Source organism: Natrinema sp. CBA1119 (assembly GCF_002572525.1).
In the GTDB taxonomy this organism is placed as follows: Archaea; Halobacteriota; Halobacteria; order Halobacteriales; family Natrialbaceae; genus Natrinema.
The window spans coordinates 3,257,227-3,274,582 of record NZ_PDBS01000001.1 but is presented as its reverse complement, the minus strand read 5'-3'; the positions used below and the strand labels follow the sequence as shown (position 1 = coordinate 3,274,582).

Below are 17,356 nucleotides of genomic sequence, written 5' to 3'. Positions count from 1 at the left end.
CGATCCGGTGAGTTCAATGAGATCTAACACTAACTGTGATTACCACCGGAATGATCGTGTTAAGTGGAACAAATCGACGAGCGACGCGAAACGCGCGGATTTCGCCACCAGCCGGCCTGACCGCCGCCGCCTGCACCGGCAAGTATTGTGTTTCCGGTGCAACGGTATCTCCGATTTATAGACATCTCGAGCGAGGATGGGGAAGAGGATCCACAACCAATGGTATCCAGAGACAAAGCGGGACTCGAAGCGGATCTCGACTCGTCACGACGGCTGTTCCTGAAGAGCGCTGCGGCGACCGGCGTCGTAGCGGGACTCGGCGGTATCGCGACCGGACAGGAGGCCGAGGAGATCGAACTGGGCGGCGAAACGGCCGGCTGGGTCGGCCAAGCGCCGTCCGATATCGAAGGCGAGACGAATCCGACGCTGGAACTCGAGGAGGGACAAACATACGTCGTCACGTGGGAGAACCTCGACGGACTCCAGCACGATTTCGTTCTCCTCGACTCGGAGGGAGAGGAACTCGAAGGAACCGAGATCATGGGCGACGAGGGAGAGACGCTGACCCTCGAGTTCGAGGCGACCGCCGAGATGGCGGAGTATTATTGCTCGGTCCATCCGAACTCGATGCGAGGCGACATCCAGTTGGCCGGGGCCGAGGGAGGAGACGGGGACGCTGAGGAAACCCAAGAGGATGTCGTGACGGAAGGGCCGACGATCGGCCTCGAACGGGTCGCAGGCGGCTTCACCTCCCCGGTCGGCTTCGAGGTCGCACCGGGACAGGAAGACCGGTACTACGTCGTCGATCAGCCCGGACAGATCCGCGTCCTCGAGACGGGAGCCGACGGCGGTGGCGAAAACGGCATGACGGACGAGAACGGGATGGCTGCCGGTAACGAGACCGAGGCCGGTAACGAGACCGAGGCTGAAACCGACAACGAAGACGGCATGGGAGCCGGGAACGGAACCGCCGGGCTGCGAGCGGAGCCGTTCCTCGACCTCACCGATCGAATGGTCGAGGTCGGCGAGGCGACCGACGCCGGCTTCGACGAGCGCGGCCTCCTCGGACTCGCCTTCCACCCCGAGTTCGAAGAGAACGGCCGCTTCTTCGTCCGGTACAGCGCACCCCCGACCGACGACACACCCGAGGACTACGACCACACCGCCGTCCTCTCGGAGTTTACAACCGAAGGAGACGACCACGAGACGGCCGATCCCGACTCCGAGACGGTCCTGCTTGAGGTGCCGGAGCCGCAGTTCAACCACAACGCCGGTGCGGTCCTCTTCGGACCGGACGACTACCTCTACGTGCCCCTCGGCGACGGCGGCGACGCCGACGACACCGGACTGGGTCACGTCGAGGACTGGTACGACGACAACGAAGGTGGTAACGCACAGAACACGACGGAAAACTTTCTCGGGAGCATCCTCCGGCTCGACGTCGACAGCGAGGGCGAAAACGGTGAGTCGTACGGGATTCCAGACGACAACCCGTTCGTCGACAGCGACGAAGGCCTCGATGAGTACTACGCGTGGGGGCTGCGCAACCCCTGGCGAGCGTCCTTCGACAGCGAGGGGCAGTTCTTCGTCGCCGACGTCGGACAGAACCTGTTCGAGGAGGTCAACATCGTCGAGAACGGCGGCAACTACGGCTGGAACGTCAAGGAGGCGACGCATTGTTTCAGCACCGAGAACCCCAACGAACCGGGAGAGGACTGTCCGAACGCGACGCCGGACGACGTCCGTGGCGGCGAGGACCTCCTCGATCCCGTTATCGAGTATCCCCACCAGGTCGGCGACGAAACGGTCGGGATCTCGATCACCGGCGGCTACGTCTACGAGGGTGACACGGTCTCCGAGCTCGAGGACATGTACGTCTACGGCGACTGGAGCAGGGCGTTCGAAACGCCCGACGGAAGACTGTTCGCCTCGCCGGTCAACGAGTACGAACCGACCAACGACCGGTCGGAAGACGACCTCTGGGAGATCCAGGAGCTCTCCGTCGGCGGCTCCGAGAACGGAAATCTCAACCGCTTCGTCCTCGCGTTCGGGCGGGACCACGACGACGAACTCTACGTGCTGACGACCGCTCGCTACACCGAGGGCGAGACCGGCGAAGTGTACCGGATCGTTCCCGAAGGCGAAGGCGAGGCGATCGAAGAACACGAGAACGCGGTGGGGACTGAAGACCAAGCGGCCGAAGGGGGCGAATCGGAAGACGAGGAGGCCGAAGACGATCAGGCGGAAGAAGGCGGCGAGGGAGCCGACGAAACAAAAGAGGAAGAGGCGGACGAGTCGGGCAACGAGACGGAGTCGGAAACCGGAAACGAGACCGCAGACGACGAGTAATCGCGGAACGCGCCGACAATCGACCCGCCGTTCGTCTTTTCGATCGAGATACCGCTCGAGTGCGAGTGATCGGTTTGTGCAGTGGATCCGTCCGCCGACTATCGTCGCGCTGATCCGCGACGAACGGCACTTAGAGCGCGTCTTTCGGCCATCAGAGACGATCGATATCGGAGATAACTGACTATTATCGTTTCAGCTTCCGTATAATTTCTTCTTGTTTTCGAAACGGTCAGGACGCTTTATTGGCCGAGTTAGAAACCACGCAATGTGGTCTGTGAAAGGCTAACAGACGTGATAGCTTTCCACGACCTCTCCGTATTCGACACAATGACGAGACAGAACAGCGAAAATCGGCTGTCGAGACGGACTGTTCTCAAATCATCCGCAGCGCTCACCGCCGCAGGGCTCGCGCCGACAGTCGGCGCTCAGGAAGCGTTCCCCAGCGAGATCGAACTCGGTGGCAGAACGAGCGGCTGGATCGGCCAGTCACCCGACGAAATCGCGGACGAACGGAATCCGACGCTTCGACTTGAAGCAGGCCAGGAGTATACGCTCACCTGGGAGAACCTCGATGGGGCACAGCACAACTTCAACATCGAAGACGAAGACGGCAATGACCTCGTCAGTACGGATCTCTTCTCCGAGTCGGGCAAAACGCAGACCGTCGAGTTCACCGCCGAGGAATCGATGGCCGAGTACTACTGTGGGCCACACCCCCAGTCGATGCGTGGCGATATCGAATTCGTCGGTGAGACGGCTGACGGTGAGGAAGCCGCCGAACCCACGCAACTCATCGGTGAGGGGCCGACCGTAGGCCTGGAGACGGTAGCAGAGGGGTTGACCGCCCCCGTTACGCTCCAAGTAGCGGATGAAGACGCGGACCGGCGGTTCATCGTCGACCAGACGGGGTACATCTACGTTCACAACGACGACGGCCTCCAGGAGGAGCCGTTCCTCGACGTCTCGGACCAACTTGTCGAATTCCAGGACTTCGACGAGCGCGGCCTCCTCGGACTCGCCTTCCACCCCGAGTTCGAGGACAACGGTCGATTTTTCGTCCGGTACAGTTCGCCACCGCGGGAGGGAACCCCGAGGAGTACGATCACACGTTCGTCCTCTCGGAGTTCCGGACCGCAGACGAGGAGCACTCGACGGCCGATCCCGATTCCGAGCGGACGCTCCTCGAAATTCCGGAACCACAGTTCAACCACAATTCGGGCCCGATCGCCTTCGGTCCCGACGGCTATCTCTACGTGGCGACCGGCGACGGCGGCGGTGCGAACGACACGGGAACGGGTCACGTCGATGACTGGTACGACGAGAACGAGGGCGGTAACGGGCAGGACACGGCGGAGAATCTCCTCGGCGGAATCTTGCGACTCGACGTTGACGTGGACGGCGAGACGTCGGAGACGTCCGAAGACGGCGGCGACGCCGAGGGCGACGAGCGCGCGTACGGTATTCCGGACGACAATCCGCTGGTCGACGCCGAGGGGCACCTCGACGAGTACTACGCGTGGGGGATGCGCAACCCGTGGGGCGGGATGTCGTTCACCGGCGAGGGAGAGTTCCTGATGGCCGACGTCGGACAGAACCTCTTCGAGAGCGTCAATCACGTCCAGCGCGGCGGCAATTACAGCTGGAACGTCAAGGAGGGGACCCACTGCTTCAGTACCGAAACGCCCTCCGAACCGGCCGAAGACTGTCCCGAAAGCACGCCCGAGGACGTCAGAGACGGCGAAGAATTACTCGATCCGGTCATCGAATACCCACACGACCTCGGACTCCTCGAGTCCGCTGGGGCCGAGGACGGCGAAGACGCCGAGGAGACCAGCGAGCCGGTCGGCGTCTCTATCACCGGCGGCTACCTCTACACCGACAGCGAAATCGACGAACTGGAGAACACGTACGTCTTCGGCGACTGGAGTCGGGACGGCGAAGACCCGGGAACGGTGTTCCTCGCCCGACCGCCCGAGGAATGGCTCGACGAGGTCGATGTCGGTGGCGGCGCCGAGGACACGTTCCTCGAACCGCCGACGGGAGACGACGAGGAGACCGAACCCAGCGAGGGGACCACTCGGGACGGACTGTGGCCGATCGAACGGATTCAGCTCGAGGGTGATGCCGCCGAAGACGGGCGACCGACGGGATTCGTCTACGGCTTCGGTCGGGGGGCGACGGCGAACTATACGTCCTCACCACCACCACGTCGACGGTGGAGGGAGAGGGTGCAGTCCACCGGCTTGTCTCGACGGACGAGCAGGAGCGACGCGGCGAGCACAATTGATGGACCGGTAAGAGATCGGTCACCAATTCGTTTTTCGACCGAAAGCCTGAGAGCGTTCGTCGGCCGCCGGTCGCGATCCAGTCGTCACTGACTATCGTACCGAGGGGAACCGCTCCCGCGATCGGTCGGCGTCGAAATGCGGGCAAAAAAGACCGCGTCGAGGCCTACTCGGAGAGCGAGAAAACGACGAACCGGTTGCCCGATTCGGTGTAGTTCTCACGCTCCCCGCCGGCGGGGGCTGCGACGTACTGTTTTCCTTCACCCGGATCGTACCAGCTGACCGGCGCACCGGACGCGGCGGTGCCGAGGTCCCACGAGGCCAACGGCTGGCCCGTCTCGGTTTCGAACGCGGTGAACAGGTCGTCACCGTCTCCCGCGAAGGTAACGCCGGTCGGCGTCGTCAACGAACCGCCCCACGGCGGCGTCTCCTCGTACCAGTTCCGCCATTTCACTTCACCGCTGATCGGATCGATCCCGGCGAGCACGCCGACGTAGCCGTTCCACGCTTCTCGCCACTCTTCTTCCGATCCGTCTCCGTTGTCCGCTTCTTCGTCGGCGGTTTCTTCTTTCTCCTCTTCAGCCTCTTCTCCGTTATCGGCAGTTTCTTCTTTCTCCTCTTCGGCCTCTTCTCCGTCGTCGGCAGTTTCTTCTTCCTCCTCTTCCTCTTGCTCCTGTGTAGCCGGCACCGGCGCATGCTCGATATCCATCCCGATGTACGTCTCACCGGGTTCGTACTCCGTCTCGAACCAGGAGAGTCGCATCGGCTGGTTGAGCCCTTTGACGATTAGCGTCCTGCTCTGGGGATCGAAGGAACTCGTCTGGGGATTCGTGCCACCCCTGAGGTCCGGCATGATCCACTGCGCGTTCTCGATGTCGTCGAACGGCGGTAGCGACCACATGTTGTAGTGCTGGACGAACTCCTCGCTGCGCTGGTGGAGCTGGCCGGTTTCCATGTCGACAGTGTACACCCAACCGGTCTTGCCGGGCCAAGTCGCGAACTTCCTGGTCTCACCGTCGACCTCCTCTTCGAAAACGAGTGGCGGACTCGGTGAGTCATAGTCCCACCAGTCGTGGGGCGCGTCCTGATGGTGCCACTGGTATTCGCCGGTTTCAATGTCGACACCGACTTTACCGCAGGTATAGGGGTTCCAGCCCGGACGAACGGTACCGTACCACGGACCTGGGTTCGCGGACGGAATGACGACCGTCCCGCTGTCGGGTTCGATACACGACGCGGCCCACGCGGTCCCGCCGCCGTGTTGCCACGAATCGCCGACCCACTCGTGTTCGGGCGTCATATTCACTCGCCACTGCGGGTTCCCTTCGAGGTCGATCGCGTCGTAGAATCCGCTGACGCCGAATTCGCCGCCGAAACTGCCCTTCATCAGCATCCCGTCGTAGATCATCGGCGGGTGCGACGATGTCGTCCCGCGCGACCGCTCCCACTGCAATTCTTCGTGTCGCACGTCGTCCGCAACCTCCCCCCGATAGGCGGCAGCGCCGTTGTAGTACCACTGTTCCTCGCCGGTGTACCGATCGATCGCGAGCACGCCCAGATCGAGCGTGCTCTTGTAGACTGTGTCCCCGAGAACCGCAGGACCGCGCTCGGCAGGCGGCGTCTCGTCGGATGCACCGTCGGCGTTTTCGTAGAAGTGCGTCCACAGGATGTCACCGGTACGCCCGTGTATCGCGTACAGCATATCCGGCCCGATCGTCTGGTAAATGATCGGCGGATCGCCGCCCACGACGATCGGTGACCCCTGGAAGTCGTTTGGGGGTTCGCCGAGTTCGAGAACGTACTCGACCTCGAGGTCACCGACGTTCTCCGGCGCGATCACGTCCGCAGTGGTGTGTCGGTGCCCCTGATAGTTGTTCCCGAAGATGAGCCAGTTCGTCTCGTCTTCGCCCGACGCCGCGATGTCTTCCTCCGTGACGTCTACCTCCGGAATCGCGTCGGTATCGTGCTGTTCGATGACCGATTCACCCGGTTTTTCGTCCCACGGTGCATCCTCTGGTAGGTCTGCAAGATGTGATTCGTACGTCATTGGTCGATCACCCCCTTCGGTGCGCGCTTCTCATCTGTAATTCGGACGGTGTCGGTGAGCAGGAACTCCTGACCGATGATCTCGATCGCGGATCCCGCCGTGATCAGTGTCGAAAGCTCCTCGTCGGCGATTTGCCCGTTCGCAAGGTCACGTACAGCCGAACTCATCAGGTAGTACCCGCCGAGCATCGACTTGATGTCCCAGAGGCCGCGATCGATCATCTCCCCGGTAATGAGCGGCTCTCGCTGCCAGAGGAAGTGATCGAGCCCGTCGATCCACAGTAGCGAGCCTTCTGCGGCCCGCTGATGAAGCGGTGCGACGTACTCGTGGACGACACCGTCTTCGACGGCGTCCGCCGGCGGATAGTCAGGTGTCGCCAGCCACCACGATAGCTGCTCGCGCGTGTTCACGATATTGGTCACCAGCGCCGTCTGTTCCTGCTCCGAGAACCCGATCTCGGAAAGCGTGGCCGGCAGCGTGTCCATATGCAGCAACTGCCGTGTCGTTGCCTCGATGTGATCGGGCTCGAACGCCGGCAGGTTCTCCTCCGCGCTCGCGAAGAAGCCGACCTCCGCGAGGTGATCGTTGATCGCCCACGCCGCCGTCGTCAGCTCCTGGTACGCCGACGCACCCTGCTCGGGAACCCCCATCGACTCCAGTTCGGGCAACAGTTCGAAGCTCGCCTCGAGCCCCGCCAGTTGCTCGTTCAACAGCGCCGGGTCAAGCGTTCCCGTCAGTCCACCGCGAACGGCCTCGCCCATCTCTGCGAGCCCCTCCGCGGCACCGCTCGAGACCTCCGCGCGGAGATCGCGCAGCGTCGCACCGGCGATACCGCCGCCGGCGATGACGCCGAGGGCTTTGAGAAAGTCGCGACGATCCTCGTCGCTCACCTCCCCGTAGCTGTACCTCTTTTCAGGATTGGTACCATATGCCATGACTCTTCTCGAGAGACGCCGTCCGACTCAATAGAAGCTTCCACAGTTTCTGGTATAGAATATATTTCTTCAGGAGCGCCGATTCACTGTATTTGTCTCGTGAGAGAGCGGTAGTTAGCATCACAAAACAACCGGATGTTAGTATTCCAGTCCGACGGACAATCAGCTGTTTCCATCCTCGAAAACAGAGTAATTCGGGGTCCCGATCGGATAATCACACCCAAGCCGCCGCTACCGAACGCGCGGAGACGGGGCGTCCGCAGTTGCTGTCGAGATCGCTCACCAGCTCGAGGACCGAAACGCGGTTACTCCGTGTCGAGTTCGAACTGTTCGTTTTCGGAGACAGCGTTGAGCACGATACTCGTATTCGACTGGTTGATGTCGGGATCGGTGATCAGGGACTTGATCTCGTCGTTCATGTCGTCCGTATCTTTGAACTTCCCGATGGCGATTACGTCGTAGTCCCCCGTGACCTCGTAGACGGAGATCATCTGGCGGTGGTCCTTCAGTGTCTGCGTGATTTCCGGAAGCGCGCTCCCTTCGGCTTTCAGTTGCATGATGGCAGTGACATCGTACCCCACCGCATCGTAGTCGACTTTCGGCGTGTAGCCCTCGATGACGCCTTCCTCCTCGAGGTCGGAGAGGTGGTTCGAGACCGTCGTGACGGAGACATCGAGTTCTTCGGCGAGGCTGCGGAGGCTCGCTCGGCCATCGTCAAGCAGTTTGTTTACCAGATCTGAGTCCAAGTGTTCGTAGGTCATTAGCTGGTATGAAGTGCTCCATCTACTAGGAGTTTACGAATATCCAGTTCTATCCGTGGCTACTGAGCCGATGTTGTGAGATAAACGGACGAGCCTCGTATGGGCGTGGATTGGTGCAAATAGACGAATCGTCATCGCCGCTTCGGTGTCATGTGTATCCGCCAACCGAACGAACGTCACTACCCGACGGACCGATTGAAACCGACGCTATCGCTCGTCCTTTCTCGAGTCGGATTCTCGTGTGTAACGTTGACGACTCGAGAATTCGCTCGTCGCAAATCTGTCGTTTGGGATCCGTTCGGGGAGAGATGCACTCGTGACTCGAGAGAGGACTGCGCTCCGAGAGATGGAAACCAACCACGTCTCTCAAACTATCGCTCCGTCTGGGGTTTGAACCACGCCGAGGCGATCACCTCGCTACGCTCGGTGCTGCGACTCGTCTGATTCAAATCCCAGAACGTGCGCTTCCTTCTTCGTCACTTCGTTCCTCAGAAGAGTGCTCCGTCTGGGATTTGAACCCAGGTCATCGGCTCGAAAGGCCGAAATGATTGGCCGGACTACACCAACGGAGCATATCGCTTCGCTCTCTACTCCGAGCATCGACGGACTTCGTCCGTCTCAGCAACGGAGCCATCTACCACACGCGCTGTGTGCAACTGGTCGTTGCCGGGGGCTAGTAAAAAGGGTTCCGTTCCGGGCTGGGGGTGACACGCTATCACGCACGAGACCAGTTCCGGTCAGGGCCGTCGAAGCGACGACCCCTCGAGCGGCATCGAGAGCTCCCCCTCGAGCCCGAGTAAGTCCACGATAGTCGGCGTCACGTCCGTCGCGTCGACCGGCCCGTCACCCTCGAGTTCGGGCGCGGCCGGACCGCCGAGGCCGAAACAGCCGAACGCGGATTCGTCGACGCGACCGTGGGAGCCGCTCACTTGCGAGGCGTCCAGCGAGACGAGTCCCTCGTCGCCGAAGAACAACTCACAGGGGTCGAAGCCGGGTTTGGCGTGGATGTCCATCTCGGTCGCGTAGGGCGGCGCGTTCGCGCGGTCGTTCCACCAGTAGTACTGGAACCAGGTGTCCGGTTCGGCCACGAGGACGAGGTCGCCCGCGTTCGGGTGGTCGATCCCGCGCTCGGCCTTCCCCGAGTCAGCGAGGACCGCGTCGATTCCCTCGAGCCCCGCGAGCGCGTCTCGAGCGGCGTCGACCGCTCCCTCGTCGGCGTAGACGTGTGCGATCTGGTGGTCGACCATCGCGAACGCGTCCGAACCGGGGATGTCGGCGTCGCCCTCCGCGTCCGTCTCGAGCAACCCGGCCTCCCGGAGCGCGCGATTGGGGAACAGCGGTCGATCCACCTCGTGAAACCCGTACTCGCTGACGAGGGTGAGGACCGTCTCGTCCCAGCGGTCCGTTTCGGAGAGGTCCGCGAGGAACGTCTCGAGGAGGTCGTCGACGGTCTCGAGTGCCGTCGTGAAGGCGTCGCTGTCGGGACCGTCGCTCTGCCCGGCGTAATCCAGGTGGGGAACGTAGATCCACAGCAGGTCGGGATCGAACCGGTCGATCGCCTCGCTCGCGGCCGCGAGGATCCAGCGGCTCCCCTCCTCGTTCGCGCCGGGTCCCCAGTAGTTGTGCAGGGGGAAGTGCCCAAGTTCCTCCCGAAGGTCGTCGTAGAAGCCGTCGGGGTTCGTCCAGCAGTTCATCTCGAGGATGTCGTTGTTCTCGTCCTCGATCGGCGACGGTGTGACCGCCACGTCGGCGCTCGTCCCGATCAAGTGCTGGAAGTTCAGGACGCCGGTGGTCAGCCCGGCCTCGTCGCTCGCGGTCTCCCAGATCCGGTCGCGACCGTCGCGGTCGCGCTCCCAGAACTCGGCGGTTTTTCGCTCGCGGTCGTACTCGCCGCTCGAGACGTCGCCGTGCTCGCCGGGACCGCATCCGGTCGCGAGGGTGGTCTGAGCCGGAACCGTGACGGCTGGAAACGGTGGCCTGAGGTCGGTCACGCGTTCGCTCGGGAAGTACGACTCGAGCGTCGGCGTTCGGTCGGCGTCGATGTGCTGGGGCTGGAGGCCGACGACATCGAGGACGATCGTTCGGCCGGCCGTCTCGGTCGTTTCGGGAATCGTGAGTTCGGGCATGGGTCTCGGGAACGTGTCGGGCTGGAACGGCGGTCAGCGGGGAGTATTGCGTATCAGCGATGCTCCTCGGCGTAGTCGTACAGTCGATCCAACTGCCGGGAGAAGTCGTGCTCGTCGACGCCGAGCGGGGCCTTGAAGAACGACGCGAGCTGGGGCTGAAGCCCGCCGTCGCCGTGGTCGTCGGCGTGAGAGATCAACCGCACCAGATCGAGCACGAGCGGCGCGGCCAGCGCGGAGTCCGACCCCTCCCAGGTGAACTGCATTTTCATCTCCGTCTCGAGGAAGCCCTCGAAGTGAATGTAATCCCAGGCGGTCTTCCAGTCGGCCAGGGAGGGCGTGTAGTCGATCCGGACTCGGTTGTGACCGATATCGGGGAGGATCGAGTCGAGCACGTCGCCCTTGCTCGCGAGCTTACCGGCGGCGTTCGCCTCGTCCTCGAGGACGAGGCCGTCCGTGTTGCCGAGGATGTTGTGGCCCTCCCAGCTCATGACTCGCAGATTGCGGCCGGCGAACATGGGCGCGAGCGCGGACTTGACGAGCGTCTCGCCGGTCTTCGCGTCGCGTCCCACGTGCGGAACCTCGTTTTCGGCCGCGAGTTCGCGGACTCCCCCGAGCGCGTTGGCCGCACTCGGCGTGAAGTTGACGAACGGGTGTCCGTCGGATATCGCGGCGTAGGCGTAGAGGACGCTGGCAGGGAGGTCGCGGTCGTCCTCGTCGATCGCTTGCTCGAGCGCGTCGCGCGTGTCGTATCGCTCCGGCTCCGCCAGTTCGGGTTCCGTCGAGGCGACGTTGACGACGACGAGTCGCTCGAGGGCGTGGCTATCGCGGAACGTCTCGTAGTCGTCTCGGATCTGGTCGACGACATCGCGGATCGGCAGGGTCTCGTCTAGCTGTTCGCTGTCCTCGGAAACGGCGGCACCGCAGTTGACCGCCGTGCCGACCTCGATCCGCTCGTCGATCGCGGCCAGATCATCTCGAACCGTCTCGAGCGTGTCAGCGTCCGGGACGCCGTTTCGATCGCGCTGGCGCTCGGCCTGTCCGACGAGTGACTCCGGTTCGATGTCGTGGCCTCCGAAGACGAACCCCTCGACGGGCGGGAGCCCGAGGCTCGAGACCGGATCGCGCTCGGTTACCATCCCGGTGGTGTCGGTCGCTCCCCTGGCGATGGCGCGAGCGCCGACGATCGACATCGTTGCGACGTTCCCGCGTGCCCCGACGAGCCAGACGCCCGTTCGGTCCCCGTCGTCGACCGCTGGATCCTCCCCGTGACTCATCGGGTCTCATTCCCTCCCGGCGGCCGCTCGATCCGGATTTTCGACGCGCGATCACCCATCCTGTTCCCGGGATCGATCTGCAGCGGGTTCATCACTGCCGTCGATCGCTCGATCAGCGTCATTCCCACGAACGTGGGGGCCGAACGGGTTTCGTTATGACTCGCGTAGCGGGAGTAATACAGCTTTGCCAGCTCATAACACCGTATTCCGCCGGCCAGAGCTATCGATTCGCCGTCATCAACCTCGGGTTTGGCGATCGAACGACCAGTAGCACCAAACCGTTTCGTCGTTGGACTGCCCGTATGCGGATTATCGATCCTCACATGCACATGGTTTCGCGCTCGGCCGACGACTATCGACGAGCGCGGCGGGCGGGTATCGAGTGCTGTATCGAGCCCGCGTTCTGGAGCGGCCAGGACAAACACCACGCGGGTGCCTTTTTCGACTACTTCGAACAGATCATCGAGCACGAAACCGACCGCGCCGAGCGGGCCGCCGGGATGGACCACTACGTGACGATCGGCCTCGAGCCGAAGGAAGCGAACTACCGCGAGATGGCCGAGGAGGTCGTCGACCGGATTCCGGAGTACCTCGAGCGCGACCCCGTCGTCGGCGTCGGCGAGATCGGTTTCGATCAGGTGACCGACGATGAGGAGTGGGCGTTCCGTCGCCAGCTCGAGATCGCAGAAGAGCGCGAACTCCCCGTCATCGTCCACACGCCCCACACGGACAAGCCGTCGGGCACCGAGCGGATCGTCGAAATCATCGAGGAGATGGGCGTCACGCAAGAACGGATCATCATCGATCACAACACGGAGAATACGATCGATATCTCGACGCAGACGGACTGCTGGATCGGCTTCACGCTCTATCCGGGCAAGATCGAGACCGGGTCGGCGATCGATCTGCTCGAGGAGTACGGCACCGACAACATGATCTTCAATAGCGCCGCGGACTGGGACCCCTCGGATCCGCTCGCGGTGCCGAAGGCTCGCGACCGGATGCTCGACCGGGGCTGGGACCGCGAGGACGTTCGGACGGTCGTCTTCGAGAACCCCTACGAGTTCTTCGACCAGTCGCCGAACTTCGACTACGAGGCCTGACTCATGCAGTTTGGCTTCTCCACCAACGCCTTCCGCGAGTACCAACTCGAGGACGCGATCGAGGCCATCGCCGACGCGGGCTACGACGGCGTCGAACTGCTGCTCGACGAGCCCCATCTGTATCCGCCAAACGCCACCGACGAGGAGCGCGAGCGCGTCGAGGACGCCCTCGAGACGCACGGAATCGCCGTCAGCAACGCCAACGCGTTCATGCTGACCGCGATCGAGGGCTTTCACCACCCTTCCTACATCGAACCGGACGAAGAATATCGCCAGCAGCGGATCGACTACACCCTGGCAGCGCTCGAGACCGCGTCCGACCTCGGACTTCCCTGCATCTCGATCGAACCGGGCGGGCCGATTCCCGACGGCAAATCGCGCGAGTGGGCGATGGACACCTTCGTCGAGAGCCTCGAGGAAGTCATCCCGAAAGCCGAGGCAGTCGGCGTCGACCTCCTCGTCGAGCCCGAACCGGACCTCCTGATCGAGACCGGCGACGAGTTCCTCGCGCTCCTCGAGCGGGTCGACTCCGAGCGCGTGAAGTGCAACTTCGACGCGGGCCACTTCTACTGCGTCGGGGAGGATCCGGCCGAACTCGTCGAACCGCTCTGGGAGCACACGAGCCACTACCACCTCGAGGACATCCCGGCCGATCGGACCCACGAGCACACCCAGCTCGGCGACGGCGCGATGGACATCGACGCCTTCCTCGGCGAACTCGAGGACCGGGGCTACGACGGTTTCGTCACCGTCGAACTCTACCCCTACGAGGAGACGCCGATCGAGACCGCTCAGGGGGCGATGGCCTCCCTCGAGGAACGCGGGTGGGCGTAGGGTGGCCGGCGGTGTGTCGTCGGATCGAAACGAGAACACGGGGTCGGACGCGGAGGCGGAGTCGAACGCAGACGCGGGGTCGGACGCAGGCACGGAGTCGGACGCAGACACGGAGTCGGACACAATCGCCGGCGAGAGAGAAACCGAACCCGAACGCAGCCTCCGGACGACCCTCGGTATGGTCGGCGAACTGGTCCGCGCGCCGAACCTCTTCACCGCGCCGCCGGACGTTATCCTCGGGGCCGCGCTCGTGGTCGCTGCCGGCCACGATTTCGTCCCAGCTATCGTCGCCGGACTCGCGATCGGTTCCGTCTGCCTCTACGCCGGGGGAACGACCCTCAACGACGCGTTCGACGCGCCCGTCGACGCTCGAGACCGACCCGAACGCCCGATTCCTTCGGGTCGCATCTCTCGACGCACCGCGTTCGGACTTGGACTCGCGCTACTGCTCGTCGCCGTCGGGATCGCGTTCATCGTCGCCGGCGGTCCCGCTGCCGCGGCCGCCGGACTGGTCGCCACCGCCATCATCGCCTACGACGGCCTCATGAAGGGATCCGCCGCCGGTTTCCTCGCGATGGGTGCGACGCGCGGGCTGAACGTCGTATTGGGCACGACTGCGGCCGGGAGCGCAGTGCTCGAGTTCCCGCTCCGACTGCTCGCCGTTCCTGCGGTCGTCACCGGCTACATCGCCGCCGTCACGTTCATGGCGGCTCGAGAAACCGAGGGAGCCAATCGGGGTGCCGTCGCAATCGCCGCTACGGGTGCGGCTGCAGCGGTGCTCGCCGTCGGCTGGTTCCTCGTGAGTGGAAGTCCGACCGCGCTCGAGGCGATAGTCGCGACCGCGTTCGCCGTCGCCTTCTGCTGGTGGGTCGGGCGTCCCCTGCGAGCCGCGTCCGTCGACCCGGTACCGAGTACCGTCGGCCCGGCGGTCGGGGCGTGCGTCCTCGGACTCGTGTTGCTCGACGCGGCCTTCGCCACCGCAACCGGGGTTCGCTGGGGACTCGCTGCCGGCGTCTTTCTCGTTCCGGCGGTGGGTCTCTCGTACGTCTTCGACGTGACGTGACTACCACATGTGATGCGCTGTGACGTTGCGGTGGCGCGCGCTGTGACGCGGCGAACTGCGAGGTCTGAACGAAGTGACGGCCTCGGTATTGTGAACGGTGACCATAGGGAACCGCGACCCAACGGTGAGCCGCGGACCGAACGTGCGCGAGGTCTTCGCGAACATCGTGAGCGAACGGCTCGGAAGACGCGTACGCGTCTTCCGGTGGATGAGCGAGCGACCGTAGAGAGCGAGTGAATCGGCTGGGGAAAGCGTAGCCTTTCCGTGTTGCCAGCATGACCAGTCCTCCCAAGTAGATAGTAACACGGTTTCCTTATTCAGAATACTTCATATAACTCGCGGTAAGTGCAGCTGAAGGACTTACCGCTGTCAGCGTCCGCGAGCGAAGCGAGCGGTTCACCGCCGAAGCGGACGAAGTCCGCAGAGGCGGCCTTTTTAGCGTAGATTTTTGCAAGCGGTTCGAGCGACCGAAGGGAGCGAGGACCCGCAGCAAAAAGGTACGTATGCATCTGTAAATGCCGAATCGACTCTTCCAATTTTTCGCCGATATGGAGTGAAGATATCATACTATCAGTGATTTTTTCGTTACAGTTCTACTGCGAACACAGGTTTCCTGCTCACATGGCCACGAGGGATTGCCACGTCCTCCCCAACCGACTCGGTCGGTCGCGATGCTCCCTCCCTCGTCCCTCGCACGGCTTTGTGCCGCGGCTCACCATCGGTTCGCCGCGGCACAGCGTGCGCCACCGCACACGGTCCGGCCGGTCGCCGATCGCGCTTCGAGTGTGACGGGCCAACGAATTAGTGTACCTCCGGTGTACGAGCCCCAGATCGATGGTCGAACTCGCTTTCTCGACGAACGCGTACACGCGTCACTCGCTCCCCGAAGCCGTCCGCCGGATCGACGACCACGGCTACGCCGGCGTCGAACTGCTCGGCGACGATCCCCACGCCTACTTTCCAGCGTTTGACGACGCCGATCGGGACGCGCTGCTCGAGGCCCTCGCGAACACCGACCTTGCCGTCTCGAATATCAACGCGAACACGGCGATGGGCTACTACGACGACGCGCCGCCGTCGGCCTTTTTCGAGCCGAGCGTGATCCGCGCGGACGACGAGGCCCGCGAGTGGCGCGTCGAGTACACGAAGCGAGCGATCGATCTCGCCGAAACGGTCGACTCGCCGGCGGTCTGTCTGGCGACTGGTCGCCCGCTGCCGGGAACGACACCCGAAACGGCACGGGAGGACCTGATCGAGTCACTCCACGAGATCCTCGACTACGCCGAGGCCCGCGATATCGAGGTCGGCATCGAGTTCGAGCCCGAACTGCTGATCGAGAACACCGACGAGGTGCTCGAGGTGATGGACGAGGTGGGCCGGGACTCGCTGGGCGTCAACCTCGATGTCGGCCACGCGGCCGTCTACGGCGAGGACGTTGCCGAAAGCATCCGCGCCAGCGCCGGCTCCATCACGGGCGTCCACCTCGAGGACATCGTCGGCGGCCGTCGCGGAAAGCACTATCATCGAATCCCCGGCGAGGGAAACCTCGACTTCCGGGCGATATTCGACGCCCTCGAGGACATCGGCTACGACGGGTTCGCCACGCTCGAGCTTTACACCTATCCCGACGAACCCGACCGCGCAGCGCGGGAGGCGTTCGAGGCGCTCGAGGGGTACGTGTAGCGTCTCCACCGACTGGGCCACCCACCGCTCGAACACCCCTGAACGAGCCGCCTTCTCAATCCTTTTTATCCCCTGCGTCCATCCACCGACTATGAAATACGTCCGATTCCGCGACCCGGCCGGCGCGGTTCGCCGCGGCGAGTACGAGAACGGCACCGTTCACTTCGCGAACGAGAGCTACGCGCTCGAGAGTGACGAGATCGACGTCCTCCCGCCGTCGGAGCCCTCGAAAGTCGTCTGTATCGGGAAGAACTACGCCGACCACGCGGCGGAACTCGACTCCGAGGTGCCCGACCGGCCGATGTTGTTCCTGAAGCCGCCGAACGCGCTGGCGGCCCACGGCGACACCGTCACCCTCCCCGCGGGCAAGGAGCGGATCGACCACGAGGCCGAACTCGGCGTCGTCATCGGGGAACAGTGTCGCCACGTCCCCGAAGCCGACGCGATGGACGTCGTGGAGGGCTTTACCTGCGTCAACGATCTCTCGAACCGCGACGACCAGCGCCAGGAACAGAACTGGATCCGCGGCAAGGCCTTCGACGGTGCCGCGCCGATGGGGCCCGTGCTCGCGACCCCCGACGAAGTCCCCGCGGACGCCGCCGTCCGAACTCGCGTCAACGGCGAAACGAAGCAGGACGGCTCCCGCGAGCAACTCATCTTTTCGATCCCCGAACTGATCGCCGAGATCACGACCTATCTCACCCTCGAGCCCGGCGACGTGATCGCGACCGGCACGCCGGAGGGCGTCGGCCCGCTCGCCGACGGCGACGAAATCGAGATCGAAGTCGAGGGCGTCGGCACGCTCGAGCACTCGGTCCGCATTCCCTGATCAGCGCGCCGTTCTCGAGCCGTTTCTCGAGCCGCTCTCGATCCGCTGCTCGACCCGATTCGAGTCG

At 63.5% G+C, this 17,356-nt stretch carries 11 protein-coding genes, 1 tRNA gene and 1 pseudogene; 7 read left to right on the top strand and 6 right to left on the bottom strand.

Annotation, left to right across the window (positions count from 1 at the left end; translation table 11 throughout):
* Window positions 1–219 precede the first annotated feature (219 nt).
* Together CP556_RS16225 and CP556_RS16220 are read left to right on the top strand one after the other, a co-directional pair.
* Entirely contained in the window at window positions 220–2,349 is a 2,130-nt protein-coding gene (locus CP556_RS16225) for a PQQ-dependent sugar dehydrogenase (protein WP_255291484.1), read from the top strand.
* Between the two features lie 327 nt (window positions 2,350–2,676).
* A pseudogene (locus tag CP556_RS16220) lies at window positions 2,677–4,636 on the top strand (PQQ-dependent sugar dehydrogenase).
* Window positions 4,637–4,800: 164 nt separating this feature from the next.
* Here CP556_RS16220 and CP556_RS16215 read toward each other — a convergent pair.
* From CP556_RS16215 to CP556_RS16190, 6 genes are all read right to left on the bottom strand, one after another.
* A complete protein-coding gene (locus CP556_RS16215; RefSeq protein ID WP_098726562.1) occupies window positions 4,801–6,681 on the bottom strand; it encodes a pyrroloquinoline quinone-dependent dehydrogenase in 1,881 nt (626 codons plus the stop codon).
* The gene (locus tag CP556_RS16210; RefSeq protein ID WP_098726561.1) at window positions 6,678–7,616 is read right to left on the bottom strand and encodes a twin-arginine translocation signal domain-containing protein; all 939 of its coding nucleotides are present in this window, start codon (window positions 7,614–7,616) and stop codon (window positions 6,678–6,680) included. The genes CP556_RS16215 and CP556_RS16210 overlap by 4 nt, the downstream gene beginning before the upstream one ends.
* Before the next feature lie 305 nt (window positions 7,617–7,921).
* Window positions 7,922–8,377: an HTH-type transcriptional regulator Lrp gene (gene lrp / locus CP556_RS16205; protein ID WP_098726560.1), complete on the bottom strand. Its 456-nt coding sequence runs from the start codon at window positions 8,375–8,377 to the stop codon at window positions 7,922–7,924.
* 497 nt (window positions 8,378–8,874) lie between these two features.
* A tRNA-Glu gene (locus tag CP556_RS16200) sits at window positions 8,875–8,949 on the bottom strand.
* A gap of 165 nt (window positions 8,950–9,114) precedes the next feature.
* Window positions 9,115–10,503 carry an alkaline phosphatase family protein gene (locus CP556_RS16195; protein WP_098726559.1) on the bottom strand — a complete coding sequence of 463 codons (1,389 nt, stop codon included), beginning with the start codon at window positions 10,501–10,503 and terminating at the stop codon, window positions 9,115–9,117.
* 53 nt (window positions 10,504–10,556) lie between these two features.
* Window positions 10,557–11,777, bottom strand: coding sequence for an inositol-3-phosphate synthase (locus CP556_RS16190; RefSeq protein WP_098726558.1), 1,221 nt, complete (start codon window positions 11,775–11,777; stop codon window positions 10,557–10,559).
* A gap of 302 nt (window positions 11,778–12,079) precedes the next feature.
* Between CP556_RS16190 and CP556_RS16185 the strand changes: the two genes are divergently transcribed.
* From CP556_RS16185 to CP556_RS16160, 5 genes are all read left to right on the top strand, one after another.
* The gene (locus tag CP556_RS16185) at window positions 12,080–12,880 is read left to right on the top strand and encodes a TatD family hydrolase (RefSeq protein ID WP_098726557.1); all 801 of its coding nucleotides are present in this window, start codon (window positions 12,080–12,082) and stop codon (window positions 12,878–12,880) included.
* Window positions 12,881–12,883: 3 nt separating this feature from the next.
* Window positions 12,884–13,714: a sugar phosphate isomerase/epimerase family protein gene (locus CP556_RS16180; protein ID WP_098726556.1), complete on the top strand. Its 831-nt coding sequence runs from the start codon at window positions 12,884–12,886 to the stop codon at window positions 13,712–13,714.
* A 178-nt stretch (window positions 13,715–13,892) separates the two neighbouring features.
* On the top strand, window positions 13,893–14,777 hold the full coding sequence (locus tag CP556_RS16175) for a UbiA family prenyltransferase (protein ID WP_098727436.1): 885 nt from the start codon (window positions 13,893–13,895) through the stop codon (window positions 14,775–14,777).
* Window positions 14,778–15,611: 834 nt separating this feature from the next.
* On the top strand, window positions 15,612–16,460 hold the full coding sequence (locus CP556_RS16165; protein WP_098726554.1) for a sugar phosphate isomerase/epimerase family protein: 849 nt from the start codon (window positions 15,612–15,614) through the stop codon (window positions 16,458–16,460).
* 91 nt (window positions 16,461–16,551) lie between these two features.
* Window positions 16,552–17,289, top strand: a complete 738-nt coding sequence (locus tag CP556_RS16160) for a fumarylacetoacetate hydrolase family protein (RefSeq protein ID WP_098726553.1) — start codon at window positions 16,552–16,554, stop codon at window positions 17,287–17,289.
* Window positions 17,290–17,356 lie beyond the last annotated feature (67 nt).

Excerpts from the sequence above, each read along its gene's own strand:
- CP556_RS16225 (WP_255291484.1), top strand. The coding sequence starts at position 220 with ATGGTATCCAGAGACAAAGCGGGACTCGAAGCGGATCTCGACTCGTCA.
- CP556_RS16215 (WP_098726562.1), bottom strand. The coding sequence starts at position 6,681 with ATGACGTACGAATCACATCTTGCAGACCTACCAGAGGATGCACCGTGG.
- CP556_RS16210 (WP_098726561.1), bottom strand. The coding sequence starts at position 7,616 with ATGGCATATGGTACCAATCCTGAAAAGAGGTACAGCTACGGGGAGGTG.
- lrp (WP_098726560.1), bottom strand. The coding sequence starts at position 8,377 with ATGACCTACGAACACTTGGACTCAGATCTGGTAAACAAACTGCTTGAC.
- CP556_RS16195 (WP_098726559.1), bottom strand. The coding sequence starts at position 10,503 with ATGCCCGAACTCACGATTCCCGAAACGACCGAGACGGCCGGCCGAACG.
- CP556_RS16190 (WP_098726558.1), bottom strand. The coding sequence starts at position 11,777 with ATGAGTCACGGGGAGGATCCAGCGGTCGACGACGGGGACCGAACGGGC.
- CP556_RS16185 (WP_098726557.1), top strand. The coding sequence starts at position 12,080 with ATGCGGATTATCGATCCTCACATGCACATGGTTTCGCGCTCGGCCGAC.
- CP556_RS16180 (WP_098726556.1), top strand. The coding sequence starts at position 12,884 with ATGCAGTTTGGCTTCTCCACCAACGCCTTCCGCGAGTACCAACTCGAG.
- CP556_RS16175 (WP_098727436.1), top strand. The coding sequence starts at position 13,893 with ATGGTCGGCGAACTGGTCCGCGCGCCGAACCTCTTCACCGCGCCGCCG.
- CP556_RS16165 (WP_098726554.1), top strand. The coding sequence starts at position 15,612 with ATGGTCGAACTCGCTTTCTCGACGAACGCGTACACGCGTCACTCGCTC.
- CP556_RS16160 (WP_098726553.1), top strand. The coding sequence starts at position 16,552 with ATGAAATACGTCCGATTCCGCGACCCGGCCGGCGCGGTTCGCCGCGGC.